We start from the raw sequence: 13,873 nt of genomic DNA, 5'->3' as shown, positions 1-13,873 counted from the left end.
GCTCCTCGGCCTCCAGTGGCACGAGCAGCGCCACGAACAACACCGGAGGCAGTTCCTCCGGCGGTTCGTCGGGCGGCACCCGCACGGGAGGAGCGCTCGGCGGCCTCCTCGGCTGAGCAGGGCGTTCCACGCAGCAGACGGCCCCCGCACCAGGAAGGTGCGGGGGCCGTCGTGCACCCGGGCCGGAGTCCGGCAGGAACTATGCCGCGCCGCCCCGCGCGAGCTCCCTCGCGGCCTCCGTGAGGTCCTTGGCCGTGTCGATGGCCCGCCAGTACGCCCCGTGCGGCAGCGGGTAGCCCGCCAGCCGCCGCTCGCGCGCCAGCCGGGGGAACGTGGTGCGCTCGTGGTCGCCGTGCTCCGGCAGCAGCTCCGTGAAGGCGGCGGAGAAGACGTAGACGCCCGCGTTGATCAGGTACGGGGAGGGCGGGGACTCGATGAAGTCCAGGACGTGCCCGAACTCGTCGGTCTCGACGGCCCCCCAGGGGATCCGGGGCCGGGCCAGGGCCAGGGTGGCCGCCGCATCACGCTCGTGGTGGAAGGCGGCCATCTCGCGCAGCGAGAAGCGGGTCCAGATGTCGCCGTTGGTGGCGTACCAGGGCTGGTCGGGGTGCGGCAGGGAGGCCGCGGCGAACTTCAGGCCGCCGCCCCGGCCGAGCGGCTCCTTCTCGACGACCGTCGTCACCCGCAGCGGCAGGTCGGCCGACACGAGCCACTCCTGCAGGACCTCCGCCAGATGGCCGCACGAGACCACGGCGTCGGTGACGCCCTCGGCGGCCAGCCAGGCCAGTTGGTGGCCGATGATCGGGGTCCCGGTGCCGGGAATCTCGACCATCGGCTTGGGTCGGTCGTCGGTGTACGGGCGCAGCCGCGACCCCTGGCCGCCGGCCAGGATCACGGCTTGGGTGGGGTACGGATACGCGTGCGTGCCGGTCATGCACCGCACGATATGCGGTGCCGTCCGCGGACGGACCGGCGGTGGCGGCGCCGTGCCCCCTTGCGGCGGTCAGCGGCTCTGGACGCCGGAGGCGTACGACGTGTCGCAGACCGGACGGGCGAAGCGCTGGGCCTGCCGGGGGCCGTACTTGGCGACCGCCGCGCGTCCGAGGCTCCGCGCGATCTCGACGCAGTGCCGGGCGAGCGAGGGACGGCCGTTGGTGGCCTCCTGGAGGTGGCTGAGGGCGACCCCCGGGTTCTTCTCCTGCAGCTCGGTCAGGAGCTTGTCGTGCAGCACCTCGTGCGGGGCGCGGATCCGGGCTTGGGTGGAGGCGTTGTCGGAGGACGCGGTGAGCACCTGCGAATCGGCAGGCGCGGCCCACGGGACACGGGTCACCGCGAGCGTCCCCGAGAGGACGAGAACGACGGGGAGTACGAAGGCAAGGGTTCTGCCGATGTGGCGGGCGGCCTGGTTCATGCCGCAGATGGTAGCGAGGGGTAATGACGCCGCGACATCTAGTCACCCGGTCGAGGGATGCCTCTGGTGGTGCGGATGGTCGCAGGGTTGACGCACGGAGCTCGAAAAGAGCGATCTGGCAGGGAAAACGGCAACTGATGCGGCTTCGGGGCGAAAAACACCCGCCCCCGGGCCATTTGGACGGCACGGGGGCGGGGTTCGTGCGGTGCGGACCGCGGCCGCACCGCGCGATCGGTCGCTCAGTCGCTCAGTCGCTCGCCCGAGGAGGTCGAGAAGACATGCAGTTCACCCGGGCGCGGGACGACGTGCAGGATCGAACCCTTCTCGGGCACGCGGCGGCCGTTGACGCGCACGACGAGGTCCTTCTGCTCGCCGCCGACCTCGGCCGTGCCGTACACGTATCCGTCGGCGCCCAGCTCCTCCACCACGTTGACGGTGACCGCCAGGCCGGCCGGGGCGTCCTTCGACTCCTTGCCGAGCGACTTCGCCGTCCCGCCGTTCTGTTCGACCACGTCGAAGTGCTCGGGGCGGACACCCACGGTGACGGTCCGGTCACCCTTGCCCGTGCCCGCGAGGGCCTCGCGCGACACCGGGACGACGCTGTTGCCGAACTTCACGCCGCCGTCGGTGACCGGCACCTCGACCAGGTTCATCGCCGGCGAGCCGATGAAGCCCGCGACGAAGAGGTTGGCCGGCCGGTCGTACATGTTCCGCGGCGAGTCGATCTGCTGCAGCAGGCCGTCCTTGAGCACCGCGACGCGGTCGCCCATGGTCATGGCCTCGACCTGGTCGTGGGTGACGTAGACCGTGGTGATGCCGAGGCGGCGCTGCAGCCCGGCGATCTGCGTACGCGTCTGCACGCGCAGCTTCGCGTCCAGGTTCGACAGCGGCTCGTCCATGAGGAACACCTGGGGCTCGCGCACGATCGCCCGCCCCATCGCCACGCGCTGCCGCTGACCGCCGGAGAGCGCCTTGGGCTTGCGCCCCAGGTACTCGGTGAGGTCCAGGATCTTCGCCGCGTCCTCCACCTTCTGGCGGATCTCCGACTTGGGCACGCCCGCGATCTTCAGCGCGAAGCCCATGTTGTCGGCGACGGTCATGTGCGGGTAGAGCGCGTAGTTCTGGAACACCATGGCGATGTCCCGGTCCTTCGGCGGCAGATGGGTGACGTCCCGGTCACCGATCCGGATCGCCCCTCCGTTGACGTCCTCGAGCCCCGCGAGCATTCGCAGCGAGGTCGACTTCCCGCACCCGGACGGGCCGACCAGGACGAGGAACTCACCGTCCTCGATGGAGATGTCGAGCTGATCGACGGCGGGCTTGTCGGCCCCCGGGTAGATCCGGGTCGCCTTGTCGTACGTGACCGTGGCCATGGTGATGCAGTCCCTTCACCGGCAGGAACGTGCCGGACGATCCGAGTAGAGGGAGTGGTCCAGTCCATTTGGACCGGGTTGCAGGTGACGGTACCCGGGAGGCGGTCGGTTGTCAGCAGCCGACGGCTGTGAACATTCGTGGCCTGGGCACGGGTGGAGTTTGGTTAGACTGCAACGCACAGGCCGACTTAGCTCAGCTGGTAGAGCACCGCTCTTGTAAAGCGAAGGTCGTCGGTTCGAACCCGACAGTCGGCTCGGAAGACGAAACCGCAGGTCCCCTTCCGGGACCTGCGGTTTCGTGCTGTCAGGGGCGGGTGCGGGCCGGGCGCCTCAGCGCCGCACCTCCTCGCCCGCGTCCAGCCGGCGGCCCTGGTCCGCGTACGGGAGGGAGCCCGTCACCGCGTCCGGCCGCGGGGCGTCCTGGTGGCCCGGCCACCAGGCCTTGTGGCCCAGGAGGGACGTGACGGTCGGGACGAGGAGCATGGCCATCACGAAGGCCGTGAGCAGGATGCCGAAGGCGACCGCGAAGCCCATCTGCTGGAGCATGGAGTTGTCGGCCAGCAGGAGGACGCCGAAGGTGCCGGCGAGGATGATCGCGGCGGAGGCGATGGTCGGCGCCGAGCGGGCGACGGCGGTGTGGATGGCCTCGCGGGCGGGGACGCCGCGCCGGACCTCCTCGCGCAGGCGGGCGACCATGAGGATGTTGTAGTCGGTGCCGATGGCGACGACGAAGAGGTAGACGATGACCGGCAGCATGAACAGCAGGCCGTTCTTGTGCTGGAGGTCCTGGAAGAGCCAGACGGTGGAGCCGAGCGTGGCGCCGAAGCCCAGGGCGACGGAGATCATCAGGTAGAGCGGGGCGACGATGCTGCGGAGCAGCAGGCCCAGGATGATCATGATCGCGAGTCCGGCGATGGGGAAGACCAGCTTGTAGTCGTGGCTGACGGCCTTCTCCACGTCGGCGAGGACAGCGGAGGTGCCGCCGACGTAGGCCTTGCTGCCGTCGGGCGCGGCCTTGTGGGCGGTGGTGCGCAGGGTGCCGCCGGCGAGGTCGATGGCCTTGTCCTCGGTGGGGCGGTACTTGAGGACGACGCTGTACTGGGCGACGGTGCCGTCGGGGTTGACGACGGGGTCGGAGACGGCGCCGACGCCCTCGATGCCGGCGAGGTCCTTCTTGTACGTGCCGAGGGCGGCCTTGTCGAGGGTGCCGCTGCGGGACTCGACGTAGACCATGGCGGGGTCGGACTGGCCGGCGGAGAAGCCGCGCTGCAGGTCCTTCATCGCCTGGACGGATTCGAGCTTCTGCGGCAGCTGGCTGTCGGTGTCGAATTCGGCCTTGAAGCTGACGGCGCCGACGGCGAGGACCGCCAGGACGGCGGCGGAGAGCACGGCGATGGCGGCGGGGCGGCGGGCGACGAGCGCGCCGAGGCCGTCGGAGAGGCGGCTGCGGGAGCGCTTCTTCCAGGCCTTGGAGGGCCAGAAGGCCTTGGTGCCGAGGAGGGAGAAGACGGCCGGCACGAGGGTGAGCGCGGCGATGAGGGTCACGGCGACGGCGATGGCGAGCGAGGGTCCCATCGCCCGCATCATGCCCATGGTGGACAGGAGGAGGGCGAGGAAGGCGACGATGACGGCGCCGGCGGCGGAGGCGATGGTTTCGCCGACGCGGGCGACGGCGTTGGTGAGGGCCTCCTTGGGCTGCTGCCCGTCGCGCAGCTCTTCGCGGTAGCGGAAGAGGAGGAAGAGGATGTAGTCGGTGCCGACGCCGAAGAGGACGACGATGAGGATGGCGGAGATGGAGTTGTCCGCCTTGAGCCCGCCGAGTTCGGCGGCGGTGCCGATGAGGCCGAGGGCGACGGCGAAGACGAGGGCGATGATGAGGACGGGCATCAGCGCTATCAGCGGGCTGCGGAAGATGACCAGCAGCAGGATGATGATCAGGAGGAGCGTGGCCGACATGATCATCGCGTCGGTGTCGCCGGAGGACTCCTGGGCGTCGAGGGCGGTGGCCGCCTGGCCGGTGAAGCCGGCCTTCAAGTGGGTGCCGTCCAGCAGGCCCTTGGCGTCCTGACGGAGGTCCTTGACGGCATTGGGCAGGGTCTGGTCCTGCGCATTCTTGTTGACGGCGATGACGTTGGCCAGGGCGATCTCGCCGTTGGGGGAGACGGCCTGGGGGTTCGTCTCGATGCGGGCGATGCCCTTGCGGTGCTTGTCATGCAGCCCGCCGGTCACCTTGGCGACGTCTGCGCGGTCGGCGGCGGTGAGCTTCCCGCCGTCGGAGCGCTGGAAGACGACGATGGCGGAGGGCTGTTCGGTTTTGGGGAAGGCCTTTTCCTGGAGCTTGCCCGCCTGTACGGATTCATAATGTGAAGGAAGGAATTCCGTTTCATCGGTCGTGGACTTCAGCCCGGGGGCCAGCAGGCTGAGGGCCACCGCGGCGATGATCCAGCCGGCGATGGTGAGCCAAGGTCGGTGGACGGCGAACCGCCCGACTCGTCGGAACATGGTGCTCCTAGCTAGGCGAGCATGAACTGCAGCAGGAGGCTGCAGGTGTGAACTACAGGCATGAACACGCTAGACATCCCTGAATTTCCCCACAACGGAATCGGGGGGAAATCGGCCCTGGGTCGGGGTAACTCTCATCCGGCCGGATGAGGGGGCATCACCCGTGAGGTAGAGAATCGCATCGCCGACCGCCTTCGTCCGGATTACTCTGCCCCCATGAGCGATGCTGCCGCCTCCGCCCCCACCTCGCCCGGCGGACCGAAGGGCGGGCCCGCCTATGCCGCCCGCCTGGAGCGCGCCGCCGTGGCGGCCGCAGACTCCGGTCTCGCCGGTCTGATCGTCACACCGGGCCCGGACTTGGACTGGCTGACGGGCTACCGCCCGCCCGTGACCGAGCGGTTGACCGCTCTGCTGATCGCGCCGGGCGCCCGGCCGCGGCTGCTGGTGCCCGCCCTGGAGCGCCCGGACGCCGAACAGGCCCCCGCCGCCCCGTCCTTGTCCGTCACCGGCTGGAGCGACGGCCAGGATCCGTACGCGGCCCTGGCCCCGCTGCTCGACCCCAAGGGCCGCTACGGCGTCTCGGACAACGCGTGGGCGCTGCACGTGCTCGCGCTGCAGCGCACCTGCCCGGGCGTGTCGTACGGGGCGTTCACCGAGGTCATGCCGATGCTGCGGGCGGTGAAGGATGCCTACGAGGTGGAGCGGCTGGCGGCTGCGGGTGCCGCGGCGGACGCGGCGTACGAGCAGGTGGTGGGGCTGCGGTTCGCGGGGCGGCGCGAGTGCGAGGTGGCGGCGGACCTGGCGCGGCTGCTGCGCGAACACGGCCACAGCCAGGTCGATTTCACGATTGTCGGCTCGGGTCCGAACGGTGCGAACCCCCACCACGACGCGGGCGACCGGGTCATCGAGCTCGGCGACATGGTCGTCATGGACTTCGGCGGCCTGAAGGACGGCTACGGCTCGGACACCACGCGCACGGTGCACGTGGGCGAGCCGACGGCCGAGGAGCGCAAGGTGCACGACGTGGTGCGCGAGGCGCAGCAGGCGGCGTTCGAGGCGGTGCGCCCCGGTGTGGCGTGCCAGGAGATCGACCGGGTGGCGCGGCAGGTCATCCGTGGCGCGGGCTACGGGGAATACTTCATTCACCGTACGGGCCACGGGATCGGGGTGACGACGCACGAGCCGCCGTACCTGGTGGAGGGCGAACACCTGCCGCTGGTTCCGGGGATGTGTTTCTCGATCGAGCCGGGGATTTATCTTCCGGGTCGTTTCGGGGTGCGCATCGAGGACATTGTGGTGTGCACGGACTCGGGTGGCCGGCGGCTGAACAATACGTCGCACGGGATGCGGGTGGTGGCCTGAAGGCCCTTACACGCACTGCGGTTGCGTCGGGGCTTGTGCCGGGCTCGTGCCGGTTTACCAGGGGCCGTCTCCGGGTTCGGGTGCGCGCATGTGGTGCCGTTCCTCGGCTTCGGCGGCCGCCCGGGTTTCCGCGAGGGCGGCGCCGGTGGTGACGGCGTCCGCTCCGGCGCCGCCGGGAGGGGCCGCGTGTTTCGGCGCGCGGGCGGTGACCATGAACCAGCCGGTGACGCCGGCGAGGAGCATGATGCCCGCGCCCCAGGCGATGGCGATCTGGAAGCCGTGGACGATGCCGGTCTTCACGACGCCGGCCCGGACGGCGGGCGTGAGGACTCCGCCGGCGGCCGTCGTCTTCAGGTGCGTGGTGATGTAGCCGGTGCTCGCGGACGTGGCGATGGTGTTGAGGAGGGCGGTGCCGATGGAGCCGCCCACCTGCTGAGCGGTGTTGACCGTGGCGGAGGTGACTCCGGCGTCCTGCGGGGCGACGCCGGCGGTCGCGGTGGCCATGACGGGCATGAAGATCAGGCCCATGCCGAGGCCGACGAGGAGCTCGGCGGGCAGGACGTGGCTGACGAACGCGGGCTCGACGGGCAGGAAGGTCAGCAGGAACAGCCCGCCGGCGGCGAGGAGCGTGCCGGGCACCATCAGGGTGCGCGGGGGCACGCGGGTCATGAGGCGGGCGGAGATCTGCGTGGAGCCGACGATGATGGCCGCGGTCATCGGGAGGAAGGCCAGGCCGGTCCTCACGGGCGAGTAGCCGAGGACGACCTGCAGGTAGTAGGTCATGAACAGGAACATGCCGAACATGGCGATGACGGCCAGGCCCATCACCAGGAAGGACCCGGCGCGGTTGCGGTCGCGCACGATGTGCAGGGGGAGCAGGGGGTGCGGGGCGCGCCCCTGCCACCACGTGAAGGCGGCCAGGAGCGCCGCGCCGCCGCACAGCAGGCCGAGGACGAGCGGGTCGTCCCAGCCGCGCGGCTGGGCCTCGCTGCAGCCGTAGACGATGGCGACGAGGCCGCCGCAGCCCAGGACGACGCCGGGGATGTCCAGGCGGGGGCGTTCCCCGTGGCGGCGCCGGTCGTCGTGGAGGAAGACCAGGGCGCCGAGCAGGGCGATCAGGGCGATGGGCACGTTCACGTAGAGGCACCAGCGCCAGTCGAGGTACTCGGTGAGCAGGCCGCCGGCGATGAGGCCGATCGCGGCGCCGCCGCCGGCGATGGCGCCGTAGATGCCGAAGGCCTTCGCGCGTTCCTTGCCGTCGGTGAAGGTGGTGGTGAGCAGGGAGAGCGCGGAGGGTGCCAGGAGCGCGCCGAAGGCGCCCTGGAGGGCGCGGGCGGCGAACAGCATGCCGGAGGTGTGGGCGGCGCCGCCGAGGGCGGACGCGGCGGCGAAGCCGACGAGGCCGGTCGTGAAGGTCAGCTTGCGGCCGACCAGGTCGGCGATGCGGCCGCCGAGCAGGAGGAGGCCGCCGAAGGCCAGGGTGTAGGCGGTGATCACCCATTGCCGGTTGCCGTCCGACATCTGGAGGTCGCGCTGTGCGGACGGCAGGGCGATGTTCACGATGGTCGCGTCGAGGACGACCATCAGCTGGGCGATGGCGATGACGACCAGACCCCACCAGCGGCGGGGGTCGGGCGCGGGTGCGGATCCGGGGGCGGGTGCGGTGGTGGCGGGGGTTCCGGGGGTTCCGGAGGGTATGGGGCCCTTGTTCGTGGAACTCATGGGACCTGCTCTCGCGGCCGTGGCGTGCGCGGTGCGCGTGGCGCGGGCGTGGTGCACGTGGTGCGCGTGGCGCGCAGAATCCGCAATCCAGCGTAGGCCTGCCGGGTGAGGGGCGCCTGTCGGGGCGGGGGCCCGGTGGTCCCGAGGGCAGTAGCCCCGCCCCCGCCCCGTCATCCCTACGGCACGAGGACGACCTTCCCCACCGTGCGGCGCGTCTCCAGGGCCTCGTGTGCGGCGGCGGCCTCGGCGAGGGGGAAGCGGGTGACGAGGGGGGTGACGCGGCCGGAGGCGGCGTCGGCCAGGGCGGTGGACTCCAGGCGGCGCAGGCCCTCGGGGCCGCCGATGCGCTCCATCATCGCCGGGCCGAGGACGTTGCGGGAGGTGAGGGAGCGGGCGGCGAGCTCCTCCTCGCTCGGGGCGTAGGAGGGGCCGCCGCCGGTGATGCCGTCCGCGGACCAGCCGAAGACGAAGTGGCTGCCGCCGGGCCCGAGCAGGTCGACGGAGGCGCGTGCGGCCTCGCCGCCGACCCCGTCGAAGACGACGGAGGCCGAGCGCTCGCCCAGGGCCTCGCGGGCGGCCTCGGGCCAGGCGGGGTCGTTGTAGTCGAGGGCGATGTCGGCGCCCAGGGCACGGACGCGCTCGGTCTTCGCGGGGCCGCCGGCGAGGCCGACGACGGTGGCGCCCGCGTTCTTGGCGTACTGCACGAGCAGGGCGCCGATGCCGCCGGCCGCGCCCGGCACCACGACGACGTCCTTGCCGGTGAGCACGGTGAAGCCGAGGACGGCCAGGGTGGTGCGGCCGGTGCCGATCATGGCGATGGCCTCCGCCTCGTCGAGCCCGTCGGGCAGCTCGTGCACCTTGTCGGCGGCGACGACGGCGAGCTCGGCGTAGCCGCCGGGGACCATGCCCAGGTGGGCGACGACGCGCCGGCCGAGCCAGTGCTCGCCGACGCCCTCGCCGACGGCGTCGACCGTTCCGGCGACCTCGCGCCCGGGGATGGTCGGCAGCTCGGGGGCGGGGTGGAGGGGGCTGGTGAGACCGGAGCGCAGGGCGGTGTCGAGGAGGTGCACGCCGGCGGCGGCGACGGCTATCCGCAGCTGCCCGGGGCCGGGGACGGGGTCCTCGGTGCGCTCGTAGGTGAGGTTCTCGGCGGGGCCGAAGTCGTGCAGTCGTACGGCGTGCATGGCGGTCTCCCAGCGGTGTCGCGTGTTGCGTCTCGCGCGGTGATGCCTTTGAGTTTTCAACCTCAGGCGTGGTTGAGGTCAAGGCGTGGTGGGGCCGCGGTCAGGGGAGTTGTCAGTGGCGTTGTCAGTGGCGTGTGTCACGGTGGTCGGCATGACGAAGGACGGCAGGAAGCGGGCCGGTGCGAAGCGCCCCGCGGTGAGGGTCCCGGACGTGCGGCTGCCCGAGCTGCGGCCGTACGACGGCGCGGAGCTGGAGCCCGAGGGGGACTATGACGGCCTCGCGTTCACGGACGCCGACTTCGCGGGGCAGTCCGGGATAAGCGCCCGCTTCCTGGACTGCGGCCTGTACGCCTGCGCGCTGGACGAGACGGAGCTGGTCGCCGCCCGCTTCACGGACTGTGTGCTGGACGGGATCCGCGGCGTGGGCACCGACCTGTCGAAGGCGGGCCTGCGGGATGTGGAGGTCCGGGACGCCCGGCTCGGCGGGACCCAGCTGCACGGCGCGGTGCTGGAGCGGGTTGTCGTCCGCGGCGGCAAGATCGACTATCTGAATCTGCGCGGGGCGGTGCTGAAGGACGTCACGTTCGAAGGCGTCGTCCTCTCCGAGGCCGACTTCGGCGGGGCCCGGCTGGAGCGCGTCGCCTTCCGCGGCGGTGTGCTGCGCCGTGCCGACTTCTCGGGGGCCCGGATGACGGACGTGGATCTGCGGGCGGCGGCGGAGATCGACATCGCCCGTGGCATCGAGCACCTGTCGGGAGCGCTGATCAGCCCGTCCCAACTCCTGGATCTTGCTCCGGCTTTCGCGGCGCAGCTGGGCGTACGGGTGGAGGCCGCGGAGGACTGAGGAGCCGAGGACCGGGAGGACTGTGAGGAATGGGAGGACTGTGAGGGCGCGCGGGCCGGCTACACGCGCGGGAAGCGGCTCTGCAGGTCCCAGATCACCGGGTTGTCGGCGAGGCCCTCATGCATGTCGGACAGGTCCGCGATCAGGTCGTGCAGGAAGTCGCGGGCCTCGCGGCGCAGGGCGCGGTGGTCGAAGGTGAGCGCGGGCTCGTCGGCCGGCATCCAGTCGGCGGAGACCTCGACCCAGCCGAAGCGCCGCTCGAAGAGCATGCAGTCGGTGGATTCGGTGAAGTCCAGCTCGGCGAACTGGGTGGTCGCCGAGCGCCTGCCCCGCGGGTCGCGGTCGATCTGCTCCATGATGTCGCACAGCGCCCACGCGAAGTCGAGCACCGGCACCCATCCCCAGGCTGTGGACAGCTCGCGGTCCTTCTTCACGTCCGCGATGTAGACGTCCCCGCAGAAGAGGTCGTGCCGGAGGGCCCGCACGTCCGCCGTGCGGTAGTCCGTCTGCGGAGGGTCGGGGAAGCGGCGCGAGAGCGAGTAGCCGAGGTCGATCACGCTTCGATGGTGTCACGGCGGAGGGGTGGACGCGTAAACGTGTGCGAGCCGGAGGCGCCCCGCGTCGGCGGCGGGGCGCTCCCGGCTCACGTCGTTGCTGTGATCACTTCACGGCGGTGGGTTACTTCACGTTGATCGCGGTCCAGGCGGCGGCGACCGCCTTGTACTCCGCGCTCGAGGAGCCGTAGAGGTCCGCGGTGGCCTTCAGGGTGCCGGTGCGGGCCGCCTTGTAGTTGGTGGTGGAGGTGAAGTACGTGGTCAGGGCCTTGTACCAGATCTTGGTGGCCTTGTCCCGGCCGATGCCCGCGACCTTGGAGTTGTTGTAGGTCGGGCTGTTGTACGTCACGCCGTTGATCGTCTTCGAGCCGCTGCCCTCGGACAGCAGGTAGAAGAAGTGGTTGGCCGGGCCCGAGGAGTAGTGGACGTCCAGGCGGCCGAGCGAGGAGGACCAGTAGTCCTTGGACGCGCCGTCCTTGCTGGGCTTGTCCATGTAGCGCAGCGGGGAGCCGTCGCCGCGGATGTTGATGGCCTCACCGATGAGGTAGTCGCCCTTGTCGGTGCTGTTGTTGGCGTAGAACTCGGCGGCGGTGCCGAAGATGTCCGAGGTGGCCTCGTTGAGGCCGCCGGACTCGCCGCTGTAGACCAGGCCGGCCGTGGCGGAGGTGACGCCGTGGCTCATCTCGTGCGCGGCCACGTCGAGCGAGGTCAGCGGGTTCTTGTTGCCCTCACCGTCGCCGTAGGTCATGCAGAAGCACTCGTCGTCCCAGAAGGCGTTGACGTAGTTGTCGCCGTAGTGGACGCGCGAGTACGCGGCGACGCCGTCGTTCTTGATGCCGCTGCGGCCGAGCACGTTCTTGTAGAAGTCCCAGGTCACGGCCGCGCCGTAGTGCGCGTCGACGCCCGCCTTCTGGTCCCCGGCGCCCCAGCTGTCGCTGGAGTTGGTGAACAGGTCGCCGGTGCCGTCGGTGCCCTGGGCCAGGTTGTAGGTCTTGTGGCCGCCGCGCTCGCCGTCCACGAGCTGGTAGCCCGAGCCGCCCTTGGTGGTGCTGAGCGGGACGGTGCCGCTGTAGGTGCTGGTGCCCGAGCCGGTCTCGATGGCCTCGCGCTGGAAGAGCTTCTTGCCGGTGTTGGCGTCGGTGATCACGTGCAGCTTGCTGGGCGTGCCGTCCTTCTGCACGCCGGTGACCACGGTCTCGTAGGCCAGGACGGGCTTGCCGGAGGCCGCCCAGACGACCTTGCGCGGCGCCCGCTCGGCGCCGGCCTTCTCGGTCTTCTTCTCCTCCGCGGCGGCGCTGAGGGCGCTCTTCTTCGCGGCGGCCGGGGCCTGGGCGGGGGTGGTGCTGGGCACGGATATCTCGGCGTCGGTCGCCTTGTCGACGCTGCGCGAGCCGCTCTTCGCCTCGTGCACGACGAGGTCGCCGCCGAGCACCGGCAGACCCTCGAAGGTGCGCTCGTAGCGGGTGTGGACCGTGCCGTTCGCGTCCTTGATCACGTCACGGACGACGAGCTTCTCCTTGCCGCCGAGGCCGAGCTTCGAGGCGGTGGAGGGGGCCGCGGACTGCGCGTCCTTGATCGCGGCGACCCGCTGCCCTGCGGACACGGCGAGGGGCGAAGCCTCGCTCGCCTTGTCGGCGGTGGCGCTCGCGGAGCCGGTCTGCACGGCCACGACGACCATGGCGGCGGAGGCGACGAGCGCGGCGGCGCGCAGGGTGTTCTTGCGGGAGGTGGAGGTGACGCTTCTCAACTCTGTCTCCTATGTGCGGGCCGTGAAGTCACGTCCCTTTGAGGGGGGTTCAGGCAGCACGGGTTACGGCTGCCCGGTGGTGCAGGAGTGGTGCATGAGTGGATTGAGGAGAGAGTGCCATCCCCCGGGCGACATTGACAGGGGCGCAACAAGGATTTGATCTGTCGTTCTCCGAAACACGGTTGTTCTGTTCCGCTATGCGGTGAACTGCACAGGGCTGGTCCGGACTTGGAACCGGTCGCATCTCAGTGCGAGGACAGTGATTGCATGCGATCGGATGAGATTGCATGCAATCCGCCGGAGCTGAGGCGGTGGTACCGCTTCCGCTACGAGGCCGGCGCGGCCAGGCTAGGGCCGCAGGCATCAAGGCGGTGTGAAGTCACGGCAAAAGACGCTGTTCTTTCGCCACGGCGACGGCGCCGGACCGGGTGTCCACACCCAACTTGTCGTAGATCCGCCCCAGATGAGTCTTCACGGTCGCCTCGCTGATGAACAGGGCGCGCGCGATCTCGCGGTTGCCCAGCCCGCGGGCGAGCTGCCCCAGGATGTCCCGCTCGCGGTCGGTGAGCGCCGGCCGCACCGAGCCGCGCATCCGTGCCATGACGCGGCCCGCGACGGGCGGCGACAGCGCCGTACGGCCTTCGGCGGCCGCCCTGATGGCCGAGAACAGCTCCTCCGGACGCTCGGCCTTCAGCAGGTACCCCGTCGCTCCGGCGTCGATGGCCCGGGTGATGTCGGCGTCCGTGTCGTAGGTGGTGAGGACGAGGACGTACGGGCCGCCGCCGGTGCCGCCGCCGCTGGTGGGGGTGCCGGCACGGGCGGCGTCGGCCACGATGCGCCGTGTGGCCTCGATCCCGTCCATGCCCGGGCCCAGCTGAAGGTCCATCAGGACAACGTCCGGCCGCAGCCGGGCGGCCAGTACGACCGCCTCCTCGCCGCCGCCCGCCTCGCCCGCGACCTCGATGCCGGGCGCGCTGGACAGCAGCGCCAGCAGCCCGGCCCGTACGACGGCGTGGTCGTCGCAGAGCAGGATGCGGATGGGGCGGCTGGGGCGGCTGGGGTCGGCGGGGCCGGGGCCGAGGGGGCCGGGGTCGGTCACTGGGGCTCCAGGGGGATGCAGGCGGAGACGACGGTGCCCTCGCCGGGCGCCGACTCGATGGTCAGGGAGCCGCCG

The 13,873-nt window shown here is 71.0% G+C and carries 11 protein-coding genes and 1 tRNA gene; 3 read left to right on the top strand and 9 right to left on the bottom strand.

The annotated features are described in order from the left end of the window. Positions 1 to 199: 199 nt before the first annotated feature. The 3 genes from V7793_RS21785 to V7793_RS21775 all read right to left on the bottom strand — a co-directional run bounded on the left by V7793_RS21785 (position 200) and on the right by V7793_RS21775 (position 2,784). Positions 200 to 934, bottom strand: a complete 735-nt coding sequence (locus V7793_RS21785) for a nucleotidyltransferase family protein (protein WP_336009025.1) — start codon at positions 932 to 934, stop codon at positions 200 to 202. A gap of 69 nt (positions 935 to 1,003) precedes the next feature. Next, complete coding sequence (locus V7793_RS21780; protein WP_190022318.1) at positions 1,004 to 1,411, bottom strand: hypothetical protein; 408 nt, start codon at positions 1,409 to 1,411, stop codon at positions 1,004 to 1,006. Between the two features lie 239 nt (positions 1,412 to 1,650). Continuing rightward, positions 1,651 to 2,784 carry an ABC transporter ATP-binding protein gene (locus tag V7793_RS21775; RefSeq protein WP_336009021.1) on the bottom strand — a complete coding sequence of 378 codons (1,134 nt, stop codon included), beginning with the start codon at positions 2,782 to 2,784 and terminating at the stop codon, positions 1,651 to 1,653. 182 nt (positions 2,785 to 2,966) lie between these two features. Between V7793_RS21775 and V7793_RS21770 the strand changes: the two genes are divergently transcribed. Then, a tRNA-Thr gene (locus V7793_RS21770) sits at positions 2,967 to 3,039 on the top strand. 75 nt (positions 3,040 to 3,114) lie between these two features. Here the strand turns inward: V7793_RS21770 and V7793_RS21765 are convergent. Further along, positions 3,115 to 5,286 (bottom strand): MMPL family transporter, encoded by a 2,172-nt coding sequence (locus tag V7793_RS21765; protein ID WP_336009019.1) that lies wholly within the window; start codon positions 5,284 to 5,286, stop codon positions 3,115 to 3,117. Positions 5,287 to 5,502: 216 nt separating this feature from the next. Between V7793_RS21765 and V7793_RS21760 the strand changes: the two genes are divergently transcribed. Continuing rightward, complete coding sequence (locus V7793_RS21760) at positions 5,503 to 6,648, top strand: aminopeptidase P family protein (RefSeq protein ID WP_336009018.1); 1,146 nt, start codon at positions 5,503 to 5,505, stop codon at positions 6,646 to 6,648. 54 nt (positions 6,649 to 6,702) lie between these two features. Here V7793_RS21760 and V7793_RS21755 read toward each other — a convergent pair whose 3' ends face one another. Both V7793_RS21755 and V7793_RS21750 read right to left on the bottom strand, forming a co-directional pair. Beyond that, positions 6,703 to 8,370: an MFS transporter gene (locus V7793_RS21755; protein ID WP_336009017.1), complete on the bottom strand. Its 1,668-nt coding sequence runs from the start codon at positions 8,368 to 8,370 to the stop codon at positions 6,703 to 6,705. A 176-nt stretch (positions 8,371 to 8,546) separates the two neighbouring features. Next, entirely contained in the window at positions 8,547 to 9,554 is a 1,008-nt protein-coding gene (locus tag V7793_RS21750; protein WP_336009015.1) for a zinc-binding dehydrogenase, read from the bottom strand. Between the two features lie 151 nt (positions 9,555 to 9,705). Between V7793_RS21750 and V7793_RS21745 the strand changes: the two genes are divergently transcribed. Next, the gene (locus tag V7793_RS21745) at positions 9,706 to 10,398 is read left to right on the top strand and encodes a pentapeptide repeat-containing protein (RefSeq protein ID WP_336009013.1); all 693 of its coding nucleotides are present in this window, start codon (positions 9,706 to 9,708) and stop codon (positions 10,396 to 10,398) included. Between the two features lie 59 nt (positions 10,399 to 10,457). Here the strand turns inward: V7793_RS21745 and V7793_RS21740 are convergent, their stop codons facing one another. From V7793_RS21740 to V7793_RS21730, 3 genes are all read right to left on the bottom strand, one after another. After that, complete coding sequence (locus tag V7793_RS21740) at positions 10,458 to 10,955, bottom strand: hypothetical protein (RefSeq protein ID WP_168095664.1); 498 nt, start codon at positions 10,953 to 10,955, stop codon at positions 10,458 to 10,460. A gap of 121 nt (positions 10,956 to 11,076) precedes the next feature. Beyond that, entirely contained in the window at positions 11,077 to 12,699 is a 1,623-nt protein-coding gene (locus tag V7793_RS21735; protein ID WP_336009010.1) for a M4 family metallopeptidase, read from the bottom strand. A 379-nt stretch (positions 12,700 to 13,078) separates the two neighbouring features. Then, positions 13,079 to 13,798, bottom strand: coding sequence for a response regulator transcription factor (locus V7793_RS21730; RefSeq protein ID WP_336009008.1), 720 nt, complete (start codon positions 13,796 to 13,798; stop codon positions 13,079 to 13,081). Positions 13,799 to 13,873 lie beyond the last annotated feature (75 nt).

Origin of the sequence: Streptomyces sp. KLMMK (genome assembly GCF_036961605.1) — a bacterium.
Classification (GTDB): Bacteria; Actinomycetota; Actinomycetes; order Streptomycetales; family Streptomycetaceae; genus Streptomyces; species Streptomyces telluris.
This window is presented reverse-complemented; position numbering and strand designations above follow the sequence as displayed.

Bases quoted from the DNA above. Each gene is read 5' to 3' on its own strand.
- V7793_RS21750 (WP_336009015.1), bottom strand. From the start codon at position 9,554: ATGCACGCCGTACGACTGCACGACTTCGGCCCCGCCGAGAACCTCACC.
- V7793_RS21785 (WP_336009025.1), bottom strand. From the start codon at position 934: ATGACCGGCACGCACGCGTATCCGTACCCCACCCAAGCCGTGATCCTG.
- V7793_RS21765 (WP_336009019.1), bottom strand. From the start codon at position 5,286: ATGTTCCGACGAGTCGGGCGGTTCGCCGTCCACCGACCTTGGCTCACC.
- V7793_RS21755 (WP_336009017.1), bottom strand. From the start codon at position 8,370: ATGAGTTCCACGAACAAGGGCCCCATACCCTCCGGAACCCCCGGAACC.
- V7793_RS21780 (WP_190022318.1), bottom strand. From the start codon at position 1,411: ATGAACCAGGCCGCCCGCCACATCGGCAGAACCCTTGCCTTCGTACTC.
- V7793_RS21745 (WP_336009013.1), top strand. From the start codon at position 9,706: ATGACGAAGGACGGCAGGAAGCGGGCCGGTGCGAAGCGCCCCGCGGTG.
- V7793_RS21760 (WP_336009018.1), top strand. From the start codon at position 5,503: ATGAGCGATGCTGCCGCCTCCGCCCCCACCTCGCCCGGCGGACCGAAG.
- V7793_RS21775 (WP_336009021.1), bottom strand. From the start codon at position 2,784: ATGGCCACGGTCACGTACGACAAGGCGACCCGGATCTACCCGGGGGCC.